The sequence below is a fragment of the Streptacidiphilus fuscans genome (assembly GCF_015690355.1).
GTDB lineage: Bacteria > Actinomycetota > Actinomycetes > Streptomycetales > Streptomycetaceae > Streptacidiphilus > Streptacidiphilus fuscans.
In genome coordinates this window covers 188,505-211,758 of record NZ_JADPRT010000013.1, presented here as the reverse complement: position 1 = coordinate 211,758, position 23,254 = coordinate 188,505, and the positions used below count along the sequence as shown (strand labels likewise).

The 23,254-nt window shown below is 69.2% G+C and carries 23 protein-coding genes; 20 read left to right on the top strand and 3 right to left on the bottom strand.

The genetic code is table 11. The features are described from left to right. Nucleotides 1–99: 99 nt before the first annotated feature. The 3 genes from I2501_RS28010 to I2501_RS28000 form a co-directional block, all read right to left on the bottom strand. Entirely contained in the window at nucleotides 100–576 is a 477-nt protein-coding gene (locus tag I2501_RS28010) for a TrmO family methyltransferase domain-containing protein (protein WP_196197032.1), read from the bottom strand. A 21-nt stretch (nucleotides 577–597) separates the two neighbouring features. Next, nucleotides 598–1,983 (bottom strand): Tat pathway signal protein, encoded by a 1,386-nt coding sequence (locus tag I2501_RS28005; protein ID WP_328806682.1) that lies wholly within the window; start codon nucleotides 1,981–1,983, stop codon nucleotides 598–600. A gap of 598 nt (nucleotides 1,984–2,581) precedes the next feature. After that, the gene (locus I2501_RS28000; protein ID WP_196197031.1) at nucleotides 2,582–3,391 is read right to left on the bottom strand and encodes a class I SAM-dependent methyltransferase; all 810 of its coding nucleotides are present in this window, start codon (nucleotides 3,389–3,391) and stop codon (nucleotides 2,582–2,584) included. Between the two features lie 103 nt (nucleotides 3,392–3,494). On the opposite strand from I2501_RS28000, the gene I2501_RS27995 reads away from it, so the two are divergent. The 20 genes from I2501_RS27995 to I2501_RS40765 all read left to right on the top strand — a co-directional run bounded on the left by I2501_RS27995 (nucleotide 3,495) and on the right by I2501_RS40765 (nucleotide 23,254). After that, nucleotides 3,495–4,220, top strand: coding sequence for a GntR family transcriptional regulator (locus I2501_RS27995; RefSeq protein WP_196197030.1), 726 nt, complete (start codon nucleotides 3,495–3,497; stop codon nucleotides 4,218–4,220). A 405-nt stretch (nucleotides 4,221–4,625) separates the two neighbouring features. Next, complete coding sequence (locus I2501_RS27990; RefSeq protein ID WP_196197029.1) at nucleotides 4,626–5,156, top strand: ATP-binding protein; 531 nt, start codon at nucleotides 4,626–4,628, stop codon at nucleotides 5,154–5,156. 266 nt (nucleotides 5,157–5,422) lie between these two features. Continuing rightward, nucleotides 5,423–6,592, top strand: coding sequence for a methyltransferase domain-containing protein (locus I2501_RS27985; RefSeq protein WP_236047373.1), 1,170 nt, complete (start codon nucleotides 5,423–5,425; stop codon nucleotides 6,590–6,592). A gap of 100 nt (nucleotides 6,593–6,692) precedes the next feature. After that, nucleotides 6,693–7,799 carry a methyltransferase domain-containing protein gene (locus tag I2501_RS27980; protein ID WP_196197027.1) on the top strand — a complete coding sequence of 369 codons (1,107 nt, stop codon included), beginning with the start codon at nucleotides 6,693–6,695 and terminating at the stop codon, nucleotides 7,797–7,799. 218 nt (nucleotides 7,800–8,017) lie between these two features. Beyond that, complete coding sequence (locus I2501_RS27975) at nucleotides 8,018–9,025, top strand: radical SAM protein (RefSeq protein ID WP_196197026.1); 1,008 nt, start codon at nucleotides 8,018–8,020, stop codon at nucleotides 9,023–9,025. Then, the gene (locus tag I2501_RS27970; protein ID WP_196197025.1) at nucleotides 9,022–10,422 is read left to right on the top strand and encodes a B12-binding domain-containing radical SAM protein; all 1,401 of its coding nucleotides are present in this window, start codon (nucleotides 9,022–9,024) and stop codon (nucleotides 10,420–10,422) included. Before I2501_RS27975 ends, I2501_RS27970 begins: the two co-directional genes overlap by 4 nt. Nucleotides 10,423–10,461: 39 nt before the next feature. Continuing rightward, nucleotides 10,462–11,418 (top strand): S66 peptidase family protein, encoded by a 957-nt coding sequence (locus I2501_RS27965; protein WP_196197024.1) that lies wholly within the window; start codon nucleotides 10,462–10,464, stop codon nucleotides 11,416–11,418. After that, nucleotides 11,415–12,419 (top strand): amino acid--tRNA ligase-related protein, encoded by a 1,005-nt coding sequence (locus tag I2501_RS27960; protein WP_196197023.1) that lies wholly within the window; start codon nucleotides 11,415–11,417, stop codon nucleotides 12,417–12,419. The genes I2501_RS27965 and I2501_RS27960 overlap by 4 nt, the downstream gene beginning before the upstream one ends. 14 nt (nucleotides 12,420–12,433) lie before the next feature. Next, on the top strand, nucleotides 12,434–12,856 hold the full coding sequence (locus I2501_RS27955; protein ID WP_196197022.1) for a hypothetical protein: 423 nt from the start codon (nucleotides 12,434–12,436) through the stop codon (nucleotides 12,854–12,856). Further along, nucleotides 12,853–13,599 carry an SDR family NAD(P)-dependent oxidoreductase gene (locus I2501_RS27950; RefSeq protein WP_196197021.1) on the top strand — a complete coding sequence of 249 codons (747 nt, stop codon included), beginning with the start codon at nucleotides 12,853–12,855 and terminating at the stop codon, nucleotides 13,597–13,599. The genes I2501_RS27955 and I2501_RS27950 overlap by 4 nt, the downstream gene beginning before the upstream one ends. Then, nucleotides 13,599–14,645 (top strand): helix-turn-helix transcriptional regulator, encoded by a 1,047-nt coding sequence (locus I2501_RS27945; RefSeq protein WP_196197020.1) that lies wholly within the window; start codon nucleotides 13,599–13,601, stop codon nucleotides 14,643–14,645. Before I2501_RS27950 ends, I2501_RS27945 begins: the two co-directional genes overlap by 1 nt. Continuing rightward, nucleotides 14,642–15,622, top strand: coding sequence for a DNA glycosylase family protein (locus I2501_RS27940; RefSeq protein WP_196197019.1), 981 nt, complete (start codon nucleotides 14,642–14,644; stop codon nucleotides 15,620–15,622). Before I2501_RS27945 ends, I2501_RS27940 begins: the two co-directional genes overlap by 4 nt. A 254-nt stretch (nucleotides 15,623–15,876) precedes the next feature. After that, the gene (locus I2501_RS27935; RefSeq protein ID WP_196197018.1) at nucleotides 15,877–16,707 is read left to right on the top strand and encodes a hypothetical protein; all 831 of its coding nucleotides are present in this window, start codon (nucleotides 15,877–15,879) and stop codon (nucleotides 16,705–16,707) included. A gap of 542 nt (nucleotides 16,708–17,249) precedes the next feature. After that, nucleotides 17,250–17,756: an NUDIX domain-containing protein gene (locus I2501_RS27930; RefSeq protein WP_196197017.1), complete on the top strand. Its 507-nt coding sequence runs from the start codon at nucleotides 17,250–17,252 to the stop codon at nucleotides 17,754–17,756. Between the two features lie 162 nt (nucleotides 17,757–17,918). Next, nucleotides 17,919–18,434 carry a GNAT family N-acetyltransferase gene (locus I2501_RS27925; RefSeq protein WP_196197016.1) on the top strand — a complete coding sequence of 172 codons (516 nt, stop codon included), beginning with the start codon at nucleotides 17,919–17,921 and terminating at the stop codon, nucleotides 18,432–18,434. A gap of 72 nt (nucleotides 18,435–18,506) precedes the next feature. Beyond that, nucleotides 18,507–19,739, top strand: a complete 1,233-nt coding sequence (gene fxlM / locus I2501_RS27920; protein ID WP_196197015.1) for a methyltransferase, FxLD system — start codon at nucleotides 18,507–18,509, stop codon at nucleotides 19,737–19,739. 67 nt (nucleotides 19,740–19,806) lie between these two features. Next, nucleotides 19,807–21,192, top strand: coding sequence for a UDP-N-acetylmuramoyl-tripeptide--D-alanyl-D-alanine ligase (locus tag I2501_RS27915; RefSeq protein WP_196197014.1), 1,386 nt, complete (start codon nucleotides 19,807–19,809; stop codon nucleotides 21,190–21,192). Between the two features lie 114 nt (nucleotides 21,193–21,306). Further along, nucleotides 21,307–21,504 (top strand): hypothetical protein, encoded by a 198-nt coding sequence (locus I2501_RS27910; protein WP_196197013.1) that lies wholly within the window; start codon nucleotides 21,307–21,309, stop codon nucleotides 21,502–21,504. Then, nucleotides 21,501–22,520 (top strand): NUDIX domain-containing protein, encoded by a 1,020-nt coding sequence (locus I2501_RS27905; RefSeq protein ID WP_196197012.1) that lies wholly within the window; start codon nucleotides 21,501–21,503, stop codon nucleotides 22,518–22,520. Before I2501_RS27910 ends, I2501_RS27905 begins: the two co-directional genes overlap by 4 nt. Further along, entirely contained in the window at nucleotides 22,517–23,254 is a 738-nt protein-coding gene (locus tag I2501_RS40765; protein ID WP_196197011.1) for an NUDIX domain-containing protein, read from the top strand. Before I2501_RS27905 ends, I2501_RS40765 begins: the two co-directional genes overlap by 4 nt.

Below are 23,254 nucleotides of genomic sequence, written 5' to 3'. Positions count from 1 at the left end.
TTCAAACAGCGCCATCACGGGCACGGCATGTGGCGGATCGCCCGGTTCGACGAGTGAACCCTGCCTCCAGCTTTGGCTCCCGGCGACCGCGCGTTTCGGTTACGCGGGCTCCGTCCAGTAGTTGGCCAGCATCTCGCTCGGCCAGGTCGGCTGGTGGACTTCACCGCGAGGCCCGAAATCGGCGAACCAGGGGGCTATGTCGAGCACGGGCGTGCCGTCGACCGCATCCAGGTCGACGACATGCAGGTCTCGGCCGTCGATCTTGATCAGGCAGGGGTGTGATACGCCGATCTGGGCGGGCCTGCGGTGGTTACGGTGCGCGAAGGTGCCGCTTGGTTCCCAGCGCGGGTCATTGCGCGGCGAGCGGGCCCCGAGGTGCACGTCCCCGGGCACAGCCAGATGGAACTTGAAGACGACCTGAAGGTGGCTAAACTCGTTCAGGCCAGCGAGTGTGTTCTCCGGCAGGTCTTCGCGCAGACGGATGATCGAGGGGACGCCGCCCCAGTAGTCGTCGCTGACCTCCGTGCGGTCGTTGATCACGTGCGCAACGGCTTCGAATAGGTACGGGTCCGGCATCGTTGTCTCCCTGGTGCGTGGTCAGCTGGCGTATTCGAGGTAGGAAGCGGCTCGGGCGTCGAGTTCGTGGACAGCTCGCACGCCTCGGAGCCGGTACGGCGACAGGGCACTCCGCGTCTGTCGGGCAGTCTGGATGGTCCGACCGGAGCGGATGCCTTCCATTAGGTCCAGGGCACGCGACCAGGTGACGCACGCTTGCTCGATGTTGCCCTGCCGAGCCTGGATCTCGCCGAGGTAGCCCAAGGTCACGGCGTGGGTGCGCGGGAACGCGGCCCCTCGTGTCCGTGCACTTCGTCGGAACTCGCTCACCGCCCCGTCCAGGTCTCCGAGATCGCGCAGTGTGCAGGCTGTTTCGTGGGCGAGGCTTGCCTCGGTGAAGAACCAGACGCGCTGGGGCTCCTCCTGACCCGCTGCACGCGTGAGGTCATCCTCGGCTTCCTTCAGCGTGGCCACGGCTTTCCTGGCGTCGCCGGTCGTGGCGAGGGTTCGAGCGTGGACGACGCGCAGCAGTGCTCGCTCGCGGTAGCTCGCTCGTCGGCTTCGGTCGCCGTCGAGGGATGCGGCGGCGACGCGCTGGGCTGCGCGGTGGTGGCCGAGGTCGTTGGCCTGGTGTGCCATGGCTCGAAGGATGTGTCCGGCCAGGGGTTCGTCGCCTGCTTCGGCGGCGAGTCGCACCGCGCTGGTGAGGTATTGCTGCGCGAGGGGGTGTTCCCCGGCATCGAAAGACATCCAGCCGGAGAGGTACGTCAGCTCTCCGGCGGCCGAGAACATCTGGCGGCGCAGGGCGTCCGTGGCGAAGCGTCCGTGGAGCAAGGGCTCGACTTCGGAGGTCAGGTACTGGACCACGGCCGTGCGGGCATGGCCGCCTCCGCGTCGCTGGTCGATCTGGCTGAAGGCCGTGATGGTGTCTTGCACGGCCTCGACGTCACCGCGGCCTACACGGCGACCCGTCGACGGACGGTCCCCGGTCTTGACGGCTGCGGCTCTCCACCACGCCGGGGTTGGCAGTGTGAGCGCGGCGGTCTGGAAGGCCATGACGCTCAGGGCGTGGCGGCGGTCCATGCTCAAGTCGCGTCTCCCGATGTCGATCAGCGCGCTCAGCGTATCCCCGGTCCAAAGGTCAGCGGCAGCGGTCTTCGAGCGCTGATCCATCGCGAGGTCGAACACGGTGACCGTGCGGCCGAGTGCCCGGCTCAGGAGTTCGGCCAACAAGAGCGGAATGCGGGGGTCGGACGGGACTGTGCCACGCGCCCAGTAGGAGATGTGGGAGCGGGATACGGCGGTGAGGTTCGTGGTGCCGTTCTCCGTGGCCAGCCGCCGTAAGGCGGTCGCGGTGGCGCCATCCGAAAGCCCCGCCTCGGCGAGCAGCGCGGACAGTTGGGTTGCGCGTTCTCCTCTCGCAGCCACATCGCCTCACAATCCAAAGATGATCTTTCCCCGCTTTCCCCGAATGCAGCCCCATGGCGGGGTGTCCAAGCCTCGGCCTGAGCGGTTTCCTCAAATGTAGCCACCTGATGGAGACAGCAGGTGACAGTCAGTCATCTCCATGACGGCTGCTGCTCTCTACCGCAGAGGAGTCACCGTGCAAGCCACCACCTACGGCTACGTCAACGCCGCCGCAAGCTGCATCCGCAGGCTCGTGCGCCCGGTGGCCGTCGGACCGTTGGACCTCGGCCGTATCCCCACCGCCCCGCAGGATCCGCTCGACGATGGCTCGAACAGCCCCTGGCGCGTGTTCATGGCCCTGGAGTTCATGCAGCACACCGGGACAGGGCCCAGGAGGGACACCCCGATCTCCATCCGAGCCCGGCCCGATTCCCGCCCGGGTCGAACATTGCGAGGCCGGGCACGTGCGAGGCCACGACCTGCCCTCGGGGATCGCCCCATGCGGGGAGAAGGCGTCGCTCCTGAGCCGATCAGTGCTGTGGTGTTTGAGTCAGCGCCCAGACTATGTGGATGTCGTCGAGTAGGCGGCGACCCGCTTCTCCGTGGGCGGGGTACTGCATCACCGCTGGCTGATTGCGAGCAGATGAGAGCTGGCGGCCAGCAGTTCGGGGTGCTGTTCGGCGCGGCGGGCGGCTTCGAGTGCGCAGAGCATGAGGGGGTCGTCGTCTCTCATGGGTTCACCCGTCCGGAGTTCGACGGCCTTGACGATGCCCCACATCGGCCCCTCCACGCTGTAGATGCGGGTGGCGGGGAGGCCGGCCTCGGCCATTTCCAGGGTGAGTTCGGCTGCGGTGTGGAACTTTGCCACGGTGAAGCCTCGCGCGCCGTCGTAGAAGCCGGTGTCGACGATCTGCGATACGGAGTCGGCGATGCGGGTCAGGGTGGCGCGCGCGGTGTGCTCGGTGAAGCTGGCGTAGCGGTTGATTGCGGCGACGACGACGAGGCCGCCGGGGCGGACGACCCGACGGGCTTCGGCGAGGGCTTGGATGCGGTCCGTCCGGTCGGGCAAGTGATAGAGCGGGCCGAGGAGCAGGGCGACGTCGACGGAGGTGTCGGGCGCGGCCAACTCGCGTGCATCGCCGACTTCCACGCTGCATCCGGCGCGTTCGGCGGCCTGCTCGGTGTGCCGTGCGACGGGGTCAACCAGGTGGACGGTGTACCCCTCGGCGGTCAGCCATTCGGCGTGCGCCCCCGGGCCGCCGCCCACGTCCAGAACCTTGGCCGGTGCTGGGGGCAGGTGACGGTGGAGCAGTTCGCGGGTGCGGATCATCTCCAGGCGGCCGTCTGCCGTGTCGGTCAGCCGGGTGGCCTCCTCGAACTCGTCGCTGTACCAGGCGGCTACGCGGGCGGTGATGTCTTTCGTCTCCATGAGGGCATTGTGCCGACCTCTACCCGTTGCTGGGGGCGACTTTGCTCTAACCTGACCGGAAAAGCAGACCAGATATCTGCCGATCCTCGTCAGGGAGAGCGCCGTGCCGTTGAAGTACGAAGAGATCGCCGAATCGCTGCGCCGGGACATTGCGGCCGGCCAGTACCCGCTCGGCTCGGCACTCCCATCGGGCCGGGACCTGTGCGAGCGCTGGAGTGTGTCGCGGGCGACGGTGAACAAGGCGCTGGAGCTGTTGAAGGCCGATGCGCTGGTGACCAGTCGTCAGGGGTCGCGCTATGTCGTGGTCGCCCTGCCGATGGGCAGGCCCGCTGGCTCTCGCGGATCCGGGACCGCGCGTGCCGATGGCGCCCTGCCCTTCACCCGCCTCGGCGTGCCGGACATGCTCGTGCCGCCCCTGGACGTCGCGGAGGCCCTGGGCGTGGAGCCCGAGGTGACGGCGCTGCGTCGCGGTCGCCTGATGCACCTGCCGGACGGAACGCCCCAGTCGTATGTGGTGGCATGGTTTCCTGCCTGGATCGTCGATGCCGCGCCGAAGCTCGCAGGCGCGGCGGCGATCCCGGAGGGCACCACCCGGTATGTGCGACGCTGCACCGGGCTTGTATCCGTGCTGGGCAGAGACCTGGAGCACGTGCGGCTGGCGGCCCAGGTGGAGGCAGACGTGTTGGGCTTGCAGCTCCCGGCCGCCGTGCACGTCACCCTCCACTCCGCACGCGACGACCAGGGGCGCGCCCTGGTCGTCGAGGAGGGCGTGACGCCCGACTCGGTGTGGCAGCGCAGTTCCGAATACCCGATGGGGGAAAGTTCCTGACTATCCGTTGACTGGACCGGTAAACCGGTCCAGTCTGGGAGGGCGGGAATCCCCGTGGCACCGCTGGACGCGGCTCAGTCCGTCCAGACGCGCATGCCTTGACGTTTCCCGGGCCCAGGCAGTGGGCTACCGCTCCCCAAGGAGACCGCTGGTGTTCCCCGCTCCGTACTACCCCGCTCCTCCCGCACCGCCCGAGGCCGCGGATGTTCCCGCCGACCTCACTGCCTGCCCGGCCGGCGGTCACCTTGGGCACCTTGCCGTCCCCGAGCTGCTGGACGCGCCGAGCCGCGCGCTCTCACGCAGCGCGCGGCAGGCGTCCGGTCACCGGCCGGGCGCCCGCCAGGCCGTTGCGGGCGAACGGTGGTCACACGCCTTCGTTCGACGCACCAAGCCGGGGGAGGGGTCGTGACCGGCACCGCGCTCCACGCTCTGGCACGTACGTGGGTCGTCGTCCGTGACCCGTCCTCCGTGCCGTTGGTCCGCCGTAGGGTTGTGGACCAGTTGACTGCATGGCAGATCGAGATGCCGACCGAGCTGACGGACGACATCCGGCTCGTCGTCTCCGAACTCGTCACCAACGCCGTCCGCTACGACACCTCCGACACCCCGACGCTGACGACGCAGGTCGTAGTGGCGCCGGACCGCAGCGAGTTGTACTTCGAAGTCCAGGACGGCACTCCACCGGATCTGCCGACACCGCGCCCTGCCCGATGGGGGCCCGAAGACGAACTGACGGTCGGCGGCCGCGGGCTGCTCCTGGTGGCAGCCAGAGCGAAGCGGTGGAACATCGAACCCACCGAGGGCGGCAAGCGCGTCTGGGCCACCTTCGCCCTACCCACGACGCCGAACATTCCGCAGAGGGTCCGCGACACGGTCCGAGCCCACGTCCGCCGCGCAGCCCCCCGCATCCGGATACACGCCCTGCCGACCAAGTAGCAACTCCTCCCGGGCCCGCACCGACGCATGAGCGGGGCTGGCACCGGGAGGCCCAACTCCGCGCGCCCCCTTGAGGGTGGGGGCGTGCGGTCACCATCCGACCCGACCACGAGAACGGAGCACATCCGATGGGGGACGACAAGGGCGGACCGAACGACGGCAGGGGCAGCGACCACGCAGAGCCGGATGGATCCGCCTTAGCGCCCGAGCCCAAGCCTGACGGGTCACAGCCGGCTCCCGCGCCAAGGGAGCAAGCGGTGAGCGCCATGGACGCCTCGATCAAGCTGCGGTCAGCCCTGGCTGAACAACTGGGCCTGACCCCGGACTGGGCGGAGGCGTTCATGGAGACGCCCCGTCACCTGTTCCTGCCCTCGGTCTTCTGGAGCGAGTCGGGGGACAACCGGCACGCACGGTTGGACCAACGAGGGGACGAACAGGCGTGGCTTCAGGCCGCCTACCAGGACTCCTACGCGGTTTTCCAGTGGGACGAGGGGCATCAAGAGGAGCCAGACGAGCGTTTCCTCGCCACCTCGTCGGCCAGTCGTCCGGCGGTCGTGATGCGCCAGGCGGCGGATCTGGAGCTGGACGACGACAGCGACGTCCTCGAATTGGGCACCGGCTCAGGATGGTTCTCCTGCGTCCTGCGGACCTACCTGCGCAAGCGGGCCCGCCACGGCAAGGGACGTGTGGTCACGGTCGAGATGGACCCCGAGATGTTCCACCATGCGATGACCCGGATCCGCCGCACGGGCACCAGCGTCGAGTACGAGATCGGTGACGGCGAGATGGGATGGCCCGGGGAAGCCCCGTACGACCGGCTCGTGGCCACCTACTCGGTCGACCGGATCTCCGACCAGTGGCGCGAGCAGATTACGCCGGGCGGCATCATCCTTGCCCCGTGGACGACGCCGTGGGCGTCCTACGGCACGGCCAAGCTGCGGGTCGAGGCTGACGGGTCGGCCCATGGGCGGTTCCTTGCCTACGGCGCGTTCCTCCGCTCCCGCGAGGCCGCCAGGCGGCTGGGCGGACGCTTTGGACCACCGGACCTGGACGGCTGGAACAGCCGCGTCACGACCGTGAACATCTGGGACCTGCTGGCCGACAACGATGCAGGCTTCGCGGTCGGCAACCTCCTGCCCGACGTCCAGTACCTCCGCGACGCCACCCCAGTCGATGAGACAGCGAAGGAACGGGTCTGGCTGTTCACCCGTGACCTCCGCTCCCTCGCCGCAGTGGAGAGGAACGGCGACGACCAGGCCGAGTTCACCGTCCGTGCCACCGGGACGCGGGACCTGATCGGCGAAGTCGCTGACGTCTACCAGTGGTTCATCGACGAGGGAAGGCCCGCGCCCGACCGGTACGGCCTGTCCGTCCAGCCCGGCGGCGAACATGTCCTGTGGCTGGATCACCCGGATCACGTACTTGTTCGCCGCTGATCTCAACACCTCTCCACAAGACCCCGCTGCGTCGGTGCCACTTGCGACCCAGCGGGCCCAAGGCAGCCGGGCCGGCACGCCCGCAGAAAGGCGATAAGAAGTGACTTGGAGCGACCTCACCCGCGCGCTGGTGGAGAGCGGGGCGCTCACCGAGGAGTGGGCCCCGGTCTTCGAGCGGGTACCCCGCAGCCCGTTCCTGCCAGATGCCGTCTACCCGAAGTGGGACGGCGAGCCGGTGAGCCGCAGCGCTGATCCCGAGCGCTGGCAGGAGCTCGCTGAGTCCGACCGCGTCCTGATCACCCAGTTCGACGACGGCGAAGCAGACGGTGACCGCACTCCGACGTCTTCCAGCTCCATGCCGACCGTCGTCGCCCAGATGTTCAGCTGCCTGGGGGAGGTGCGCGGTCTCAACGTTCTGGACGTCGGCACCGGGACCGGCTGGACGACCGCACTCGCTGCCGCGGCCGGGGCGAGCGTGACCTCCGTCGAGGTCGACCCGCGCGTCGGTGAGCGAGCCGCGCAGGCGCTGGAGAAGGCCGGGGTCCGGGCGATGCTGACCATCGGCGACGCAACCCGGCCTCTCGGGACAGGCAGGGTCTTCGACCGCGTCCACGCCACCGCCGCCGTGCGCCGCATCCCGCAGGCCTGGATCAACCAGACGCGACCCGGCGGTGTGATCGTCACCCCCTATGGCACCGACTACTGCAACGGCGCCGTGCTACGCCTTGAAGTAGCAGACGACGGCTCAGCGTCCGGCCGGTTCAGCGACGGCGTCTCCTTCATGTGGGTCCGCTCCCAGCGCCCGGAACACCTCCCCGCGCGGAACCTCGACGGCATCCGTTACCGGCCCTCCGCCTTCGACCCGCGTGACCTTGCGAAGAACCACGCGGCCACCTTCGCCGTCGGCCTGCACCTTCCGGGAGTCCGGTCGCGCGAACGATGGTCGGACACCATCGAGTGGGCCACCGGGTTCTCAGAGGTCTGGGACCAGGACTCGTTCGCCCACTGCCGCTACGCCGACTGGGACGCACCGCACGCAGCCGCGGAACAGGGCCCCCGTGACCTGTGGCACGAGATCCAGACCGCGTACGCGTGGTGGGAGGCCGAAGGTTCACCCGGACTGAACCGTCTGGGTCTGACGGTCACCCCCGACGGCGAGCACCGCACGTGGCTCGACTCACCCGCGAACGTGCTCACCAAACACTGAACCGAACCCCCAGAACTTTTCGCGCCGACGCGCCCCGTGGGCGCGCCGACCTGCGCCCGCGCGATGTCAGGGTTCGCCAAGCGGCGTACTCCAAACCCTGACACCCATGCCACCGCAACTCGTTGCTGGGCTCTTACAGGACCCGAGAGGCTTCACTCATGACTGTCAGGGATGACTTGCATGCACAACGTGAAAGGCTGCCCCAGTTCCGCGTCACCGTGAACTCCCGGTGCAAGCGCGCCTGCTTCTACTGCCGGCCTTCCGGGGAGGCGGTCTCAACCGCGGCGGGCGCGGAACTCGCGCCGGACGATCTGCTGGCCGTCGCCGCCGCGGTGCGGGCGCAGGGGGTGAACAGCATCAAGCTCACCGGCGGCGACCCGGCGCTGTACGACCCGCTCGTGGACGTGGTCCGCCGCCTTCGTGACGAGGCCGGCTACACCGACATCGAGGTGATCTCCCGTCACCCGCTCATCGGTACCAGGGCGCAGGACCTCGCGAAGGCCGGGGTGACGTTGTTCAACATCAGCCTGGACACCCTGGACGAGGAACTCCACAAGGACATCTGCGGGGTGGACGACCACGAGCAGGTCCTGGACGCCTTGCGGGCGTGCGTGGCCACCGGGGTGCCGGTGAAGGTGAACGTGGTCGTGATGGCCGGCATCAACGACGCGGAGGTCCTGGCCCTGGTCGAGTTCTGCGACCAGGCGGGCGTCGCAGCCGTCAAGCTCCTGGACGTGATCCGGGACCTGGGTGAGGGGACCGAGACCTTCACCCGGCGGCTCCAGATCCACCGCGGGAAGCAACTCCCGGACGTGTACGTGTCCTTGGAGAACCTCGCTGGGGACCTGCGGGTGCAGGCGGTGGCCGAGGAAGTCCGCCAACAGGGCGGGCTCGGGCACCCGATGACCGTGTTCACGATGCCGTCGGGCATGGAGGTCGTGGTCAAGGACTCCACGGCCGGTGCCTGGTACGGGTCCGTGTGCCGGGGATGCCCGCTGTTCCCCTGCCACGACGCGCTGATGGCGCTTCGGCTGACGGCGGACTCCCGCCTGCAGTTCTGCCTGCTGCGCGAGGACGTCACCGTCGACGTCGCCGCGGTCCTCGCCGAAGGCGTCCCGGGCGAGCTGGAGAGCCGGATCGAGGCCGCGTTCCAGGTCTACACCGAGGCGCGGTTCCGGCCCGGGGCCGGGACTCCGCAGCAGCTGATGGCGGGAGCCCGCTCATGACCGTGAACCTGGGGATGCCCGCCCTGCGCGAGGCCGCCGACCGCACCAGCACGCAGGGGTCGGACAAGCCGCTGGTGATCCTCGTCTACCCGAAGGTCGACCACGAGAAGGACTACGTCTACCACTGGATGCCCTTCTCCCTGCTGACGATCGCCAAGGCCCTGCTCTCCGAGGGCAGCGTCGATGTGATCCTGTTCGACGGCAACCAGGCCGACCCGGCCGCATGGGAGCGGCTGCTGGACGAACAGATCGAGCGGGCGGTCTGCATCGGGGTGTCCGTCATGACCGGCGGCGGGCAGATCGGGCACGCCCTGTCGATGGTCCGCGCCGCCAAGGAACACCCGGCTTGCCCTCCGGTCGTCTTCGGGGGCCCGCACGTCAACGTGGAAGGAGAGCAGACCGCGAGGCACCCGCTCGTGGACGCGGTCCTTCAGGGCCCCGGCCAGAACTCCATGCCCGCGTTCGTGGACTCACTGCTCGGCCAGCTGCGCCGCGCGGACGTCCCGGGCCTGATCACCCGCCTGCCCGACGGCGAGCTGCTGCGCGGGCCGACGAATCCGCCGCGGACCGGGAGCCTGGGCGCCTACCCGTGGCACCTGTTGAACGTCGCGGACTACATCCGCGACGACCCGACGGTCGCCACCCGCACCCTCAACCACGTCTCCAGCCAGGGCTGCGTCTACCAGTGCCAGTTCTGCTACGAGCTCACCTACCAGCGCAAGTACTCAGCGATGGCGGCCGAGCCGCTCCTGGCGGACGTGTGCGACCTCCAGGCCAGGTTCGGGATCAACGGGGTGAAGTTCTACGACGCCGACTGGTTCGTCAACCTCCGCCGCGCGATCGGCTTCTGCGAAGGCCTGATCGAGCGTGACCTGGGCCTTCGGTGGGCGGCCAGCATCAACCCCAACGACATCCTCAAGGCCAGGCGCGCCAAGCTGCCCCTCCTGGAGAAGGTCGCCGCGAGCGGGTGCAGCCGCCTGCTGATGGGCGTGGAGTCCGGCAACGACCGGGTCCTGGCCGACGTGGTCAAGAAGGAGGTGACACGCACCCAAATCCTGGATGTCGCAGGGGAGATCGCCGAGGCTGGCATCCTCGGTTCCTACACCTTCATCGTCGGATTCCCGGGGGAGAGCGAGGTGGAGCAGGAAGAGACGTACTCGCTGATCGAGGAACTGCGCGGCCTGACCCCGATCCCGGAGACCCGGGTGCACCTGTTCGCCCCCTACCCCGGCACCCCCCTGTACGACGAGGCGCTGAAGTACGGGTTCGAGCCGCCCAAGGACTTCGAAGGCTGGTCGCACTTCGACTACTACACCAGCCTCACGCCGTGGACCTCCCAGGCCACGGTCGACCGCGCCCGGGATCAGACCCGGATGCGCCTGGCCCCCACCCGCTAGCCCACCATCCGACACCGCCCCCACCTGTAGGAGAGGTTCATGCCCGTCCCGCCGCGCCTTCCGTCCCGCCTCGTCAAGGGCGACCGGATCGGCATCATCACGGTGTCCGCCCCCGAGCCCCATCTCCACCCCGACATCTACGAACGGGGCTACCAGGCGCTCAGCGACCGCGGGTTCGAACTCCTCGCGGCCCCCAGCGCCCAGGCGACCCACGGCTACCGGGCCGGCAGCGAGACGGAACTGCATGACGACTTCTACGCGATGCTGGAGAACCCGACCATCAGCGCCGTGGTGTGCTCCGGCGGCGGAAAGAACGCCAACCGGCTGCTGCGCGGCCTCGACCCGGCCCGGATCGTCGCTCACCCCAAGCCGATCGTCGGGGTGAGCGACCCGAGCCTGCTGCTGAACGCGATCACCGCCCGGACCGGCATCCCCACCTTCCACGGCCCCGCCGTCCTGTGGGACTGGGGCAGCCTGGACGCCCCCGCGCACACGGCCGACCACTTCCTGTCCGTCCTGTCGGGGGAGCCGGACGCGGCACGGATCGACGCCCCGCTGACCTGGCTTCGCCCTGGCACCGCCCGCGGCCACCTGGTCGCCGGGTGCCTGTCCTCCCTGCGCTGCCTACTCGGCACCGACTGGGAGCCCGACTGGGACGGGGCGATCCTGGCCTGGGAGGACGCGTTCAAGCCGGTCGAGGTCCTGGACCAGGCCCTCACCCACTTCCGCGACCACGGCGTGCTGGACCGCATCGCCGGCATGGTCGTCGGCGACCTCGTCGCCTGCGAGCCCTGTGGCGGCTGGAGCGCCACCGAGATGGTCCAGGACCTGTGCGCCGACTACTCCTTCCCGATCGCCACCGGCCTGCCGTTCGGCCACACCGCGGTGAAGTACACCCTGCCGATCGGCACGACCGTCCGCCTCGACAGCGCGGCCGACCCCGCGCTGCTGATCGAGTCCCCCTGGGTCGAACCCTCTTCCGGAGGAACACGATGACCGTCAAGAACCCAGCCGCCCGGCTGTACGGGACCTACTTACTGAACCACCCCGAAGAGAGGGACCTGCTGCTGCGCAAGGCCGACCTCATCGCGGGCCTGCGCGACGGGCTCGACCGCGAGCACTACGTGGAGGTCGCCACCCCGGTCCTGTGCTACGACCGCGAGAGCGCACCGATCCCGCAGTTCTCCACCACGAACCCGCTCACCGGCGAGTCCTTCCACCTGCGGCACTCGGCCGAGGAGCACCTGCGCCGCCTCGCCGTCACCCTCGATCGCGTCTACGACCTGGGCAAAGCGATCCGCGCCGAGCGCGAAGACGACTGGCGCACCGTCGAATTCCTGATGCTGCAGACCTCCGCCCGGAACGTCGACCTCCTTGCGGGCGTATCCCTGGTGATCGGCCTGATCCAGCACACGGTCCACACCGCCTACGGCGAGTTGACCACTCCCGGAGTCGACTGGACCCAGATCAGCGTCCGACCCGTCGACGAAGCCATCGCCGAAGCCCTCCAAGCTGATGGCCCCCTCACCGGCGACGAGCTGGCCGCCCAGGCCCGCCGGTGGCTGACCGTCAACGGCCACCGCATCGGCGACAGCGACTGGGAGGTGATGGAGGACTTCATGAAACACGCCGTGGAGTCCCGCGCCACCACGCCCACGGTGCTCACCGGATTCCCCTACGCGCTGCGCCACAACAGCCGCGTCGACCCTGAAACCCGCCGTGCGCAGCGGTTCTCCCTGATCGTAGGCGGCATCGAATGCTGCGACGGCGGCGTCAAGCTCCGCACAGCCGACGACTACCGGCCCATGGCGGACACCAACATCAAGCTCCGCGAGGAACTGTTCGGGATACCGGCCGATGCGGGACCGGTCGACTTCTACGCCGACATCGACGCCGCCCCGGCTGACGTGTTCACCTTCGGCCTCGGCGTGGACAGGCTCCTGGCCCTGTGCGCCGGCCGAACCGTCCACGACGTGCTGACCTTCCCCTTCCACTGACGAAGAGAGCCAAGATGAGCGACACGATGCGGGCAATCGTGATCACCGAAAGCCTGATCGACGGCCGCCTGCCCGAAGGCCTCGACAAGTTGGAGGATCGCCGCTACCCGCACATGCTGGACGAGCGGACCCCGATCGAGATCATCGAGCTCACCATTCCCGCCGACCGCACCGCCGACGTCGGCATGCAGCTCGCCGAGGCTCTGAAGCCCAAGCTGTACTACGCACACCTGCTCGGCGAGGACCACATGCTGGTCGCATTCCCCTGCGTCCTGGCCCGGATCGACCGTGACGACCCGGCAGCGACCGCACTCGCCCAGACGATCGGCGCCCAGTTCGACATCCCCGCCGAACAGATGCGCTTCCAGGAGATGTTCGACGAGGACCATCCCGACGCCCCCAACAGCACGACCCCGGAAAGCGGCACCTCACGGTGATCCGCCCCACCACCTCCCAACTGCCGCTGGCCGTGGTGACCGGCGCCAGCGGCGCACTCGGCGCGGCCATCCACACCCAGCTCCTCGACCAGGGCTGGTACGTCGTCGCCACCTACCGCACCCACCAACCCAGCAACCCCGCAGACACCACCCGCACGACGTGGGTCCACTTCGACACCGGCGAGCGAAACGGTGGCGACCAACTGCGCCAGGCCGTCGACCTGTACACCGGGGAGCTGCGCGCCGTCTTCGCCTGCATCGGCGCGCCCTCCTCCAAGACCGTCGTCAGCGACACCACCACCGAAGAGTTCGAACACGTCTTCCACGCCAACGTCATGAGCCTGGTGCACACCTGGCACGCCCTCGCGCCCCGCGCCCGCTCCGACGGCTCCTCACTGCTCGCGCTCGGCTCGGACGCGGGCCGCGCCGCCCGCAGCGGCAACGGCCCCTACACCGCGGCCAAAGCCGCCCTCGAAGCGCTGGTCGTCACCCTCGCCAAGGAGGAGCTGACCTTCGGGGTCCGCGCGAACCTCCTCGCACCCTCCCTGATCGACTCCCCGCTTGCCCAGCACGTGATGCGCCTCAAAGGCGTCACCGACCCCGACTCCTACTACCAGCAGCTCCCCTGGGGACGCCCCCTGTCCCTGAGCGAGGTCGCCCAGGTCTGCATCGACATCAACACCGCCGCCCACTGGAGCTACGCCACCGGCCAGGTCTACCCCCTTCAGGTGGCGGCAGCCTGATGGTCCAAGAGCCACACGCGCGCCAACTGGCGATCGTCCAGACCCTCCGCAGCCGCGAGTGGGTCTCCGCATCCGCACTGGCCACACGATTCGGTGTGGCCGAGCGGACCATCTACCGCGACATCGAGAAGCTCACCCAGCACGGCATCCCGATCCAAGCCGCCACAGGAAAGACCGGCGGCTACCGGCTCGCCCCGGACGAGCCGATCGACCCCCTCACCCTCGACTCCGACCACGCGCTGCGCCTGTACGTCCTCGGACTGATCGAGCCCGACAGCACCGACCCGGACAGCAAGGCGCGCAGCGCCGGAATCACCGGCACCACACGGGAGGTGATGCGCCGCCTGGCCCGGTGCATCCACTTCGACACCGCCGACTGGTACTGGCGCGACGAAGGCTCAGGCCACCTGACCGACCTGCGATACGCGATGCTCACCGGCACCGCCGTCGAGGCCGAGATCCACCAGGAGGGCGGTGACTCAAGCACCAGGCTCCTCAAGCCCTACGGCATCGTGTGGAAAGCAGGGGAATGGCACATGGTCGCCGCCACCCCCTCGAACGAGATGGGCCGGTTCCGGCTCAACCTGGTCGACCGCCTCGCCCTGACCGACCTCAAGTTCACCCCGCCCGACGACTTCGACGCTGGCTCCTGGTGGGCCGGCGCGATGGAAGCCTTCGGCAAGGGCGAGGCCCGCGTCGAACTCCACGTATCCGCCACCGCCCGCGAAGAACTCTCACGGCTGAGCCTGAAGACCACCTCCCAGGTCCACGAGGGCCCGAACGGCTCCATGACGATCGTGCTGTTCGTCGACCGCTGGCAGTGGCTCATCCCGCTCGTCACCAGCTACGGCCCCGACGTGACCGTCATCGAACCGCCGCAACTGCGCGACGCCGTCACCGCCCACCTGCGAGCCGCCCTGGCCGCCTACGAGCAGATACCCGCACCCGCGAACGGACCTGCCCAGCCCGACTCAGCCGACGACTTCCGCAACGACGACTCCCGCCTGCGCTCCACCCGCGGCCGAACACCGAGGACCTCCAGATGACGCCCCGCCACCTTCCCCAGGTCGACACCATCGAACTCGCCATCGCCGGCCCGTTCGACTTCCGGCACACCCTCTGGAAGCCCAGCCACTTCGCCACCGCCCTCGAAGCCCACACCCAGGCCGAGACCTGGCGCACCTTCCGGGTCGACACGCTCGTCTGCGGCGTCCACATGCGCCAGGGCAGCCCGAACGTGCTCGTGGCGGACGTGTTCAGCGACGGCGAGTGGAAACCCGAGCACCGCCACCACCTCACCCAGCGCCTGACCACTAGCTACGGCCTGGACGAGGGCCTGGAGGCCTTCACCGAGCTCGCCGCGCAAGTCCCTGCGATGCGTCAGCCGCTCGCCGACCTCACGGGCATGCGCCAGAGCTGTCCAGAGGACCTGTTCGAGATCGCGGTCATCGCCATGCTGCTGCAGAACACCACCATCGCCCGCACGACACAGATGATGCGCAACCTCCTGTCCCACTACGGACACCTGGTCCACTTTGCAGGTCTCACGCTGCGCAGCTTCTTCACCCCGCAAGAGATCGCCCACATCCCCGCCGAGACCTACAAGGCCGCGGACCGCCTCGGCTACCGCGACAAGTACCTGCCCAACTTCTCGAAGTTCTTCATCGCCAACCACACCGGGCAACTCGGCGACAACCGCGACGAACTGATGGACCGCTTCCAGGAGATCAAGGGCGTCGGCCCCTACACCGCAGCCGTGATCGCCTCACACGCCTCCCGCGACCCCGCCGCCCTGGGCCTGGACGTGTGGAACCGCAAAATCCTGGCCCGCAAGCTCCTGGACAAGGACGACGCCGAAGCGACCGAGGTCCACGACACCATCGGCCAACTCTTCCCCGGAAACCAAGGCCTTGCGGCCCTCTACCTCATCGAGCACGAGTACCTGCGCGCGCCGGTCGTGCCGCTCCTCAAACCGGACCAGCTGCCCGCATGGAACCGCGAGCTGGAAGGCCAAGCCGCGTGATCTCCACCGTGGACCCACGCTCGACCGCGGCAACGCGACCGCCCCCGGAAATCTCCCTCACAGGGCGGCTACCGCCGATCCGACACCTGAACCGGGCTGGCGCCGCCATCCATTGTGTCTTCCGCCCCTGCTGGCCCCCGCGGCAGGTTCAGCGGCGCCACCTCTCGGCCGAGTCGACGCTCCACGCCCCCTGACCTGGCGCAAGCGTCGTCCTGCCCACTCACCGCCGACCCGCTGACCTGGAGTCACCCGCCATGCCTACCCCTGATGCCAGAGCGGCCTACGCGCTTGGCGGACGCAGCCTGCCGCTCCTGGTCCCCGTCGGCGACACCCCCGATGCGCGCCTCGGCGACACGGACTCGTTCTCCCAGGCTCACGCACTCGCCGCCGCCCTCACCGACGCTCTGGGTGCCGGGCCGAGCCGGTGCCGCCTGCTCCTACCTGGCCGGCACACCACAGCTTCGATCTCCGACGCGATCCGGGAGGCAGGCCGGCACTCCAGCACGCTGATCGTCTACGTCGCCGGGCGGCTCGGCATCGACTCTGACGGCCGTCTCGCCCTGAGCGGACCAAGCACGGAGGCCGGCCCCACCCATCCACGCCAGAGCTTGCCCGGCCTGCCCTGGCCCGCTCTTGCTGCAGCCGTCGGAACCGCTGACAGCCCCCAACGCCTCCTGCTCGCAGACCTTCACGCCACCACGGGAGCCTGGCGTCGCCTCCACCGCCAGCCCGGCACAGCCCCACTGCTACTCAAGGCCGCAGGAACCGCGCTCCTCGGGCACCTCACCGCGCCCGACGACGGCATCGCCGCGCCGAGCCGATTCACTGAACAGCTCACCACGGTGCTCCGCCACGGCGACCATACCGGCCCCCCGATACTCACCATCAGCGGCCTCGCCGCGCGCATGCGTAGCGGGTTGCCCCGCGGCAGCAGCCGCCTGACCGTCTTCGACCCGGACACCACCAGGATCGCGTTCCGCAACCAGGCCGCGCCCGTCCATCTCGGCTACCGGGCGCCGACCGCGTCGCCGACCCCCGGTCAGATCGGCGGGCAGGGCCGTCACCACCTGATTTCGAGTGCCTGACCCGGTAACGAAAGGCCGGTGGAGCACGACTTGTCAGTGCCCCGTGCCACACTCCGAAGCCTGGCAACTCCGTGGAGGGTCAACATAGTTGGCCGCGTCATCCGATCGCGGGACAAACCGGCGAGGCCCCGCCGAACCGACCATCCGCCGCCGTAAGTTGAACACCGGCCGCGGCCAACACAAGTACGAGAAGGGGACTGGTGTCCGAAGTGCATCAAGAGCCAGCTGCCCGAACGAACTCGTCCCCCCGCGCCGTGAGCGCACCCGACCTTCCCCCACTTCTCCTTGGGGGCCTGAGCGCGGTCCCGCTTGAAAGCGCCATCGACCCGATGGCCGCCCCCGTCACGCCATGGCTGATCAAGCAGTCCACCGCGACGGGTTGGCTCCCGTACGCAGTCGCCTCCGGCCAGCGCACCACATGCGACGCCATGTACCGGCCGCAGCCAGGCTGAGACCGCCACTGCGCACAGCCGTAGAGCCTGCGCCACACGCCCCAAGGGCATCTGCTAGCCGGGAGCCCACGACCCGCAGGGAGGACCGCCATGGTCTGGATTCCGCCGGAAGAGTTCCTGAAAGGCGTACCACGGGCGGTACACGGCTGCGGAGTCCTGCTGTTCGACGAATCCGACCGCGTTCTGATGCTGCACGACACCCCGAACGCAGAGCGGGATGCCACCGGCTGGTCCGGACGCTGGCTCTGGGCGGGTGGCCTGCTCGACCTCGGCGAGAAACCGGCCGACGCCGCCATTCGCGAAGTCCACGAGGAGACCGGTCTGACACTGACACGCGAAGACCTACGGATCATCGGCGTCGCGTTCACGCCCGCCACATCCGACTGGCCGACCGTGACGGACTACCACTTCGCCGGCCCCGTCCTCAGTCCGGAGCAGATCGCCTCGATCCGATTGTCTGACGAGCACGACGCGTGGCGCTTCGCCCACGCCCACGAGTGGCGCGGCATCGCCCAGGAACCGACCACACACCTGCTGGATCGGCTGCTCGCAGCACATCGCGAGGGAACCCGAGACATCCACTTCAACACTGAGTGACCGCATCCCCAGCCCCAGCGGCCGACTCCATCATGCCTTCAATACCAGTGACGAGGTGGACACAATGTGTGATCGCATGCCGGTTTCCGATTCCGCCGCAGCGCGCCCGCGCAGCACGGCCGCAGATGCCGACGCTGCCCAGGTCCACTGGCCGGTGAGCGCATGACCGCAGCTGCGTGGGAGCCGGTCTACGTGCGGGCCGCCGTCCCCGGCGATGTGGACCAGTTGCTGGAACTGCGTGTGCAGGTGATGGCTGGTGAGCCGGTGACGCAGGCGTGGCGCGACACCCTCGGGCAGGATTTGCGCGAGCGGCTCGGCGTCGACCCGGATCTGCTCGTGTTCGTCGCGCCGGGCGACGGCGGACAGCTACTGGCCTGCGCGATCGGGATGGCCTACCACGGTTACCGCAGCCCACGGTTCGAGACCGGCAGGTGGGGCCGGGTGCTGATCGTCGTCACCCGCCCGGCAGCGCGGAGACGCGGCTACGCGAAGGCGGTGATGCGCGCGCTCCTGGACGCGTTCGACGCCGCGGGCTGCTCCGCCTCGATCGAGCTGCGCGCCACCGACATGGCCGAGCCCCTCTACACCGGGCTCGGCTTCACCCAGGTGCCGTCCGGCTCATACATGACGCTGCGCCCCACCCCAGACCGCCCACCGAATCAAGGCGGCAGTCCATGAACTCGCCGTCGCACCATGCAGATCTGCCGCTCGCCCAGCCCACCACCCGTCACGCTACGCCCGGAGGCCCTGTTGACCACCCCCGTCACGAGCATTGACAGCAGTAAGGTGCTGCGCGCCCGCATGGTCGACGAACTGCGGGCAAAGAAGTGGATCCGTACCCAGCCTGTGGCGGACGCGATGGGTGCCCTGGCTAAGGAGAGCTTCCTGCCCGGCACCGACCTTGCGCTGATGTACTCGGTCGACGACACCGTACCGGTCAAATACGGCGCGAACGGCAATACGATCTCCTCCGCGTCCGCGCCGTGGCTGGTCGCCTACATGCTCGAAGAAGCCCAGATCAAGCCTGGTGACCGGGTCCTTGAGATCGGCGGCGCCCGCGGTATCAACGCCGCCCTCGCAGCGCGGCTCGTCGGTCCAGGCGGGCGGGTGGTGAGCGTCGAGATCGACCCCGAGCTCGTCGACGACGCCCAGGCCGCCCTGGCCGCCGCGGGCATCACCAATGTGGATATGCGCTGTGGTGACGGCCACTACGGGGCCGCCGACGCCGGTCCGTTCGACGCAGTGATCGTGACCGCGCAGGCCACCGAGCTCGCCCCTGCCTGGCGCGATCAGCTCAGCCCCGGCGGTCGTATCGTTGTTCCCCTCACCCTGTTGGGCCTGTCGCGCTGCTACACATTCCAGGCCGCCGTGGACGGTGGCTGGCGGGCGGACCGGCAGCTGCTGTGCGGGTTTGTCGCAATGCAGGGCGACGGCGCGCACCAGTCCGAGCGGATCGACCTGCCCGGTGGCGGGGTGCTGCGGGTGACCGACGCCCTCGCTCTGGACGCCGACGCCGTGCTGGATCTGGCCCGCGCCAAGCAGGAACGGGTGTGGACCGGGGTCCGGGTGGCGCGGATGGAGCCGGTGATCCCGCACCTGGACCAGTTCCTGTCCACCCAGTTCACCCCGTACCTGCGCTACCTCGGCCCGACTGGGAAGGACCTGGAGCCGGGTGGGGAGCAGCTGGCCTGGCTTGGGATCGGGCACAGCGCCACCGTGACTGGCAGCGCGCTCGCCTACGTCGCCATGCGTGAACTCGACGAGACCTATCACGAGTTCGGGGTGATTGCGCACGGGCCCGGCGCCGAGCAGACCGGACAGCGGCTGGCGGAACTGATTCGGCGCTGGGACGCGGAGTTCCGGGGCGGCCCGGATGCCTTCGTGCGCGCCTTCCCCGATTACGCCCCCGACCAGGAGCTGCCGCCGGGGCGGGTCGTGGACCGGCCCAGCACCCGATTCGTGATCACCCAGCCCGCACGCTGACCCGTCGTCCCTTCCTTCGTTCGCTGTTCCCCCTTGTCCGCTCCGAAATGGAAGGCCCGTCCCTCCTGTGGCCCCGTTGACACTTGCTCATATCGCCGCCCTCACTGGCGGCACGCTCCACGACGTCCCTGACCCCACGGTGGTTGTGGGTGCGTTCCAGTTCGACTCCCGCCACGTGCGGGCCGGGGAGCTGTTCCTGTGCCTGCGCGGTGCCCGGGACGGGCACGACTTCGCAGAGCAGGCGGTCGCCGCCGGAGCAGTAGCCGTCCTGTCGCAGCACCCGGTGGGCGTTCCTGCTGTCGTCGTCGACGACGTGATGGCCGCGGTCGCGCTGCTCACCGGCGTGCTCTCCACTCATCTAGAGCAGGCTGGAACCAGGACGGTGGCAATCACCGGGTCCGCGGGCAAGACCTCGACCAAGGACCTCATCTCCCAGTTGCTGCCCGCCCTGGGACCCACGATCGCGACAGCGGAGAGCTTCAACAACGAGAACGGGCTGCCGGTCACGGTCAGCCGCGCGGCGGCCGCACCGGCGTGCAGCTACCTGGTCCTGGAGATGGGTGCCCGCGGAGTCGGACACATCCGTGAGCTGACCGAGATGGCTCCCTGGCTGGACGTGGCCGTGGTGCTCAACGTCGGCACCGCCCACCTGGGCGAGTTCGGGTCACGCGAGAAGATCGCGCAGGCCAAGGCCGAACTGGTGGAGACCCTGACCCCGGACCGTCACGCCGTACTCAACGTGGACGATCCGCTGGTCGCCGCGATGGCACACCAGACCCGCGGGCAGGTGGTCTGGTTCGGGCGAACTGCGGCCGCGCACGTGCGGGCCGACGACATCACCCTCGATGAGCGCGGCCGGGCCTCCTTCGTCATGCACACCACGGACGGGCGCGCTCCGGTGCGGCTTCAACTGGTAGGCGCTCACCAGGTCGACAATGCGCTCGCCGCCGCAGCGGTGGCGAGCGCATTGGGGATGAGCGCGCAGGAGTCCGCACAACGCCTGTCCGCCGCGCTCCCGCTGACGGCTGGTCGCGTCCAGCTGCTGGAGCGTGAAGGCGGCGTCACGGTCGTCAACGACGCCTACAACGCCAACCCCGACTCCATGCGGGCAGCGCTGGATGCCCTGGTCGCGATGACGAGGGAAAGCGGACGCCGGCCGGTCGCGGTACTTGGGGCGATGTTCGAGCTAGGCGACAGCGCGCCGGCCGCCCATCGCGAGATCGGGGCGCTGGCCCGCGACCTTGGCGTGCTACTCGTCCCCGTCGGTGGTGCGGAGGCCGGATGGCTGGCGGATGGTGCGGGCGTCGGCGTCGCCGCGGCCAACACCCGGCAGGCGCTGGCCGTGCTGGAGGAATTGGTGGAGCCGGGTGACGTGGTGCTCGTTAAGGGTTCCCGTGATGCTGGCCTGCAGAGCTTGGCCTTCGCTCTGGCCGACGCGGGTACCGACAGGTGAGCGGAGGTAGCAATGCTGCGGTGGCCCAGCCGGAGGCGTTTGTCCGCGCCCGCCGGTTTCTGTTCGGCGGCCCGCTGATCGACGCCTTCATCCTTCGCCCAGCACGATGGCCAGTTGACCTCGACCGGGTTCCCGGTCCAGTTGCGGGCGGTGTCCGCGCGGCTGTTCGCCGCATCGGGCGTCGCTGCGCGCGTGGTCCGACCCGCTCTGATGCGAATGTACGAGCGGCAGGCGGCCACGTACGGCAAGGCCCTGGTCACGCCCCGCACGCCCACCGGCAACACAACCGTCGCCACGGAGGCCACCCCATGACCGCACCCCGAACCCCCACTCGTCCCGGACCGAGGCAGCGCGCCTCGATCGACGACCTGGTCCTGACCGCCGCGGGTGTCCTGGCTCGGGACGCCCAGGGCCACTGCCTCCTGGTGAAGCTGACCTACGACCGCTATCACCCCTTCTCCGTCCCCGGAGGAGGCACCGAATCGGCCGAAAATCCGCGTACCACCGCATCCAGGGAGCTGGCGGAAGAACTCGGCCTCGACCTCGCCCTCGGACAGCTCGCGTGCGTGGACTACGTGATCGGACGCGACCGGCCCCCCGTCATCGCCTACCTCTACTGGACCGCGAGGCCTCTGACCCTTCAGGACCTGGATCGGATCCGCGTGCAGCCTACGGAGATCAGCGGCTGGTCCCTCCATGGCATCGCCGAGTGCGCGCAACTGCTGCCGCCTGGTCTGGGGCGTCGCGTCACCGCTTCGTTTGCCGCCGCTGACCGCGGCGCCGGCCCGCTGGCGCTGGTGGCCGGGCGCCTCCCAGATCCGGACGCGACAGCCTCGGCGCTGATCGCCGATGAGCGAGCCAAGACCACGCCTCGCTCCGTGCCACCGGACGGTGTGGTCCTGCCGATGGACCGCGCGACCTACCTCGCCACCCGGCCCCGCGCCCACTGCCAATCCGAAGTGCTGCTCACCCGCCCGGATGGCCGCCTGTGGATTTCCACCACGTCCGGCCAGCCACGCCTGCCCGGAGGTCCGGTACCCGTCCACCATGAGCTGCCTCAGCAGACCGCGGCACGACACAACCGGCTCCAAGGTATCCTCACGCCGCGTGCTGTGGATTGGGTGACTCACCCCACCGGCCTGCCGACCCTGGTCCACCTGTTCTCCTTCCACACCACCAGCAGTCCATCCGGGCCTGGGTTCTGGGTCAGCGCCGACCGGGTGACTGAGACTCTGGGCGATCCCGCAGGGCGACGCGTCCGGTCCGTCTTGTCGAGGCCCGGCTTTACCGAACTCGTCGACGGCACCGTGCCTGAGGAGGCCAGGTGACGGGCCCATCCGATCTGCCTGCCAGCCTTCTCGGCGCGCTGCGGGCAGACCCGCTCGACCCCGGTATCGCCCGCATGGACGCCCCGGACCGGCCCCGCCTGATCCAGCAGCTCACGGCCGACGGCTGGCGGCCTTACGCGGTCGCAGCAGATCTGCGCTCCGCGTATGACGGCATGTACCAGCCGGATCCGGCCGTCACCGAGCGGAAGGTCGCACCAACCCCAGGGAGCGTCATGTCCGATAAGTGGGTTCCGCCCGAGGAGTACAGCGCGAGACTGCCCAAGACCACCACCTTCAGCACGATGCTGTTCACCGACGAGGAAGGGCGCCTTCTGCTGCTCCACGCCGTCAACCAGCAGCGGCTCCAGCGCCTCCAGCTTCCTGGTGGCAACTACGACGTGGCGGACGAGTCGCCCTGGCAGGTCGCGTGCCGGGAGACGCGGGAGGAGACCGGCATCCTCGTCGCCGGCGAGCCCCGACTGCTGGGTGTGCAGTGGATCCCTCCGCGCCGGTACTGGCCCTATGCGCATCTCGGGATCTGCTTCGACGGAGGGACCCTGACGCAGAGCCAGCTGGACGGCATCCGACTCGACCCCACCGAGCACACCCGCTGGGAGGTCCGGTACCTGGCCGGCTGGCAGCAAGACCTCCCCGCCGACGAGTACGACCGCCTCGCCGCCCTTCTCGCCGCCCGTCCCGGCACCCCGGCCTACGTCGAAAGTCCCGCCACCTGA

Coding starts and splice junctions, on each gene's coding strand:
- I2501_RS27985 (WP_236047373.1), top strand. CDS start 5,423: ATGGACGCCTCGATCAAGCTGCGGTCAGCCCTGGCTGAACAACTGGGC.
- I2501_RS27935 (WP_196197018.1), top strand. CDS start 15,877: ATGCCTACCCCTGATGCCAGAGCGGCCTACGCGCTTGGCGGACGCAGC.
- I2501_RS27945 (WP_196197020.1), top strand. CDS start 13,599: ATGGTCCAAGAGCCACACGCGCGCCAACTGGCGATCGTCCAGACCCTC.
- I2501_RS27905 (WP_196197012.1), top strand. CDS start 21,501: ATGACCGCACCCCGAACCCCCACTCGTCCCGGACCGAGGCAGCGCGCC.
- I2501_RS27960 (WP_196197023.1), top strand. CDS start 11,415: ATGACCGTCAAGAACCCAGCCGCCCGGCTGTACGGGACCTACTTACTG.
- I2501_RS27940 (WP_196197019.1), top strand. CDS start 14,642: ATGACGCCCCGCCACCTTCCCCAGGTCGACACCATCGAACTCGCCATC.
- I2501_RS28010 (WP_196197032.1), bottom strand. CDS start 576: ATGCCGGACCCGTACCTATTCGAAGCCGTTGCGCACGTGATCAACGAC.
- I2501_RS27970 (WP_196197025.1), top strand. CDS start 9,022: ATGACCGTGAACCTGGGGATGCCCGCCCTGCGCGAGGCCGCCGACCGC.
- I2501_RS27965 (WP_196197024.1), top strand. CDS start 10,462: ATGCCCGTCCCGCCGCGCCTTCCGTCCCGCCTCGTCAAGGGCGACCGG.
- I2501_RS27930 (WP_196197017.1), top strand. CDS start 17,250: ATGGTCTGGATTCCGCCGGAAGAGTTCCTGAAAGGCGTACCACGGGCG.
- I2501_RS27925 (WP_196197016.1), top strand. CDS start 17,919: ATGACCGCAGCTGCGTGGGAGCCGGTCTACGTGCGGGCCGCCGTCCCC.
- I2501_RS28000 (WP_196197031.1), bottom strand. CDS start 3,391: ATGGAGACGAAAGACATCACCGCCCGCGTAGCCGCCTGGTACAGCGAC.
- I2501_RS27955 (WP_196197022.1), top strand. CDS start 12,434: ATGAGCGACACGATGCGGGCAATCGTGATCACCGAAAGCCTGATCGAC.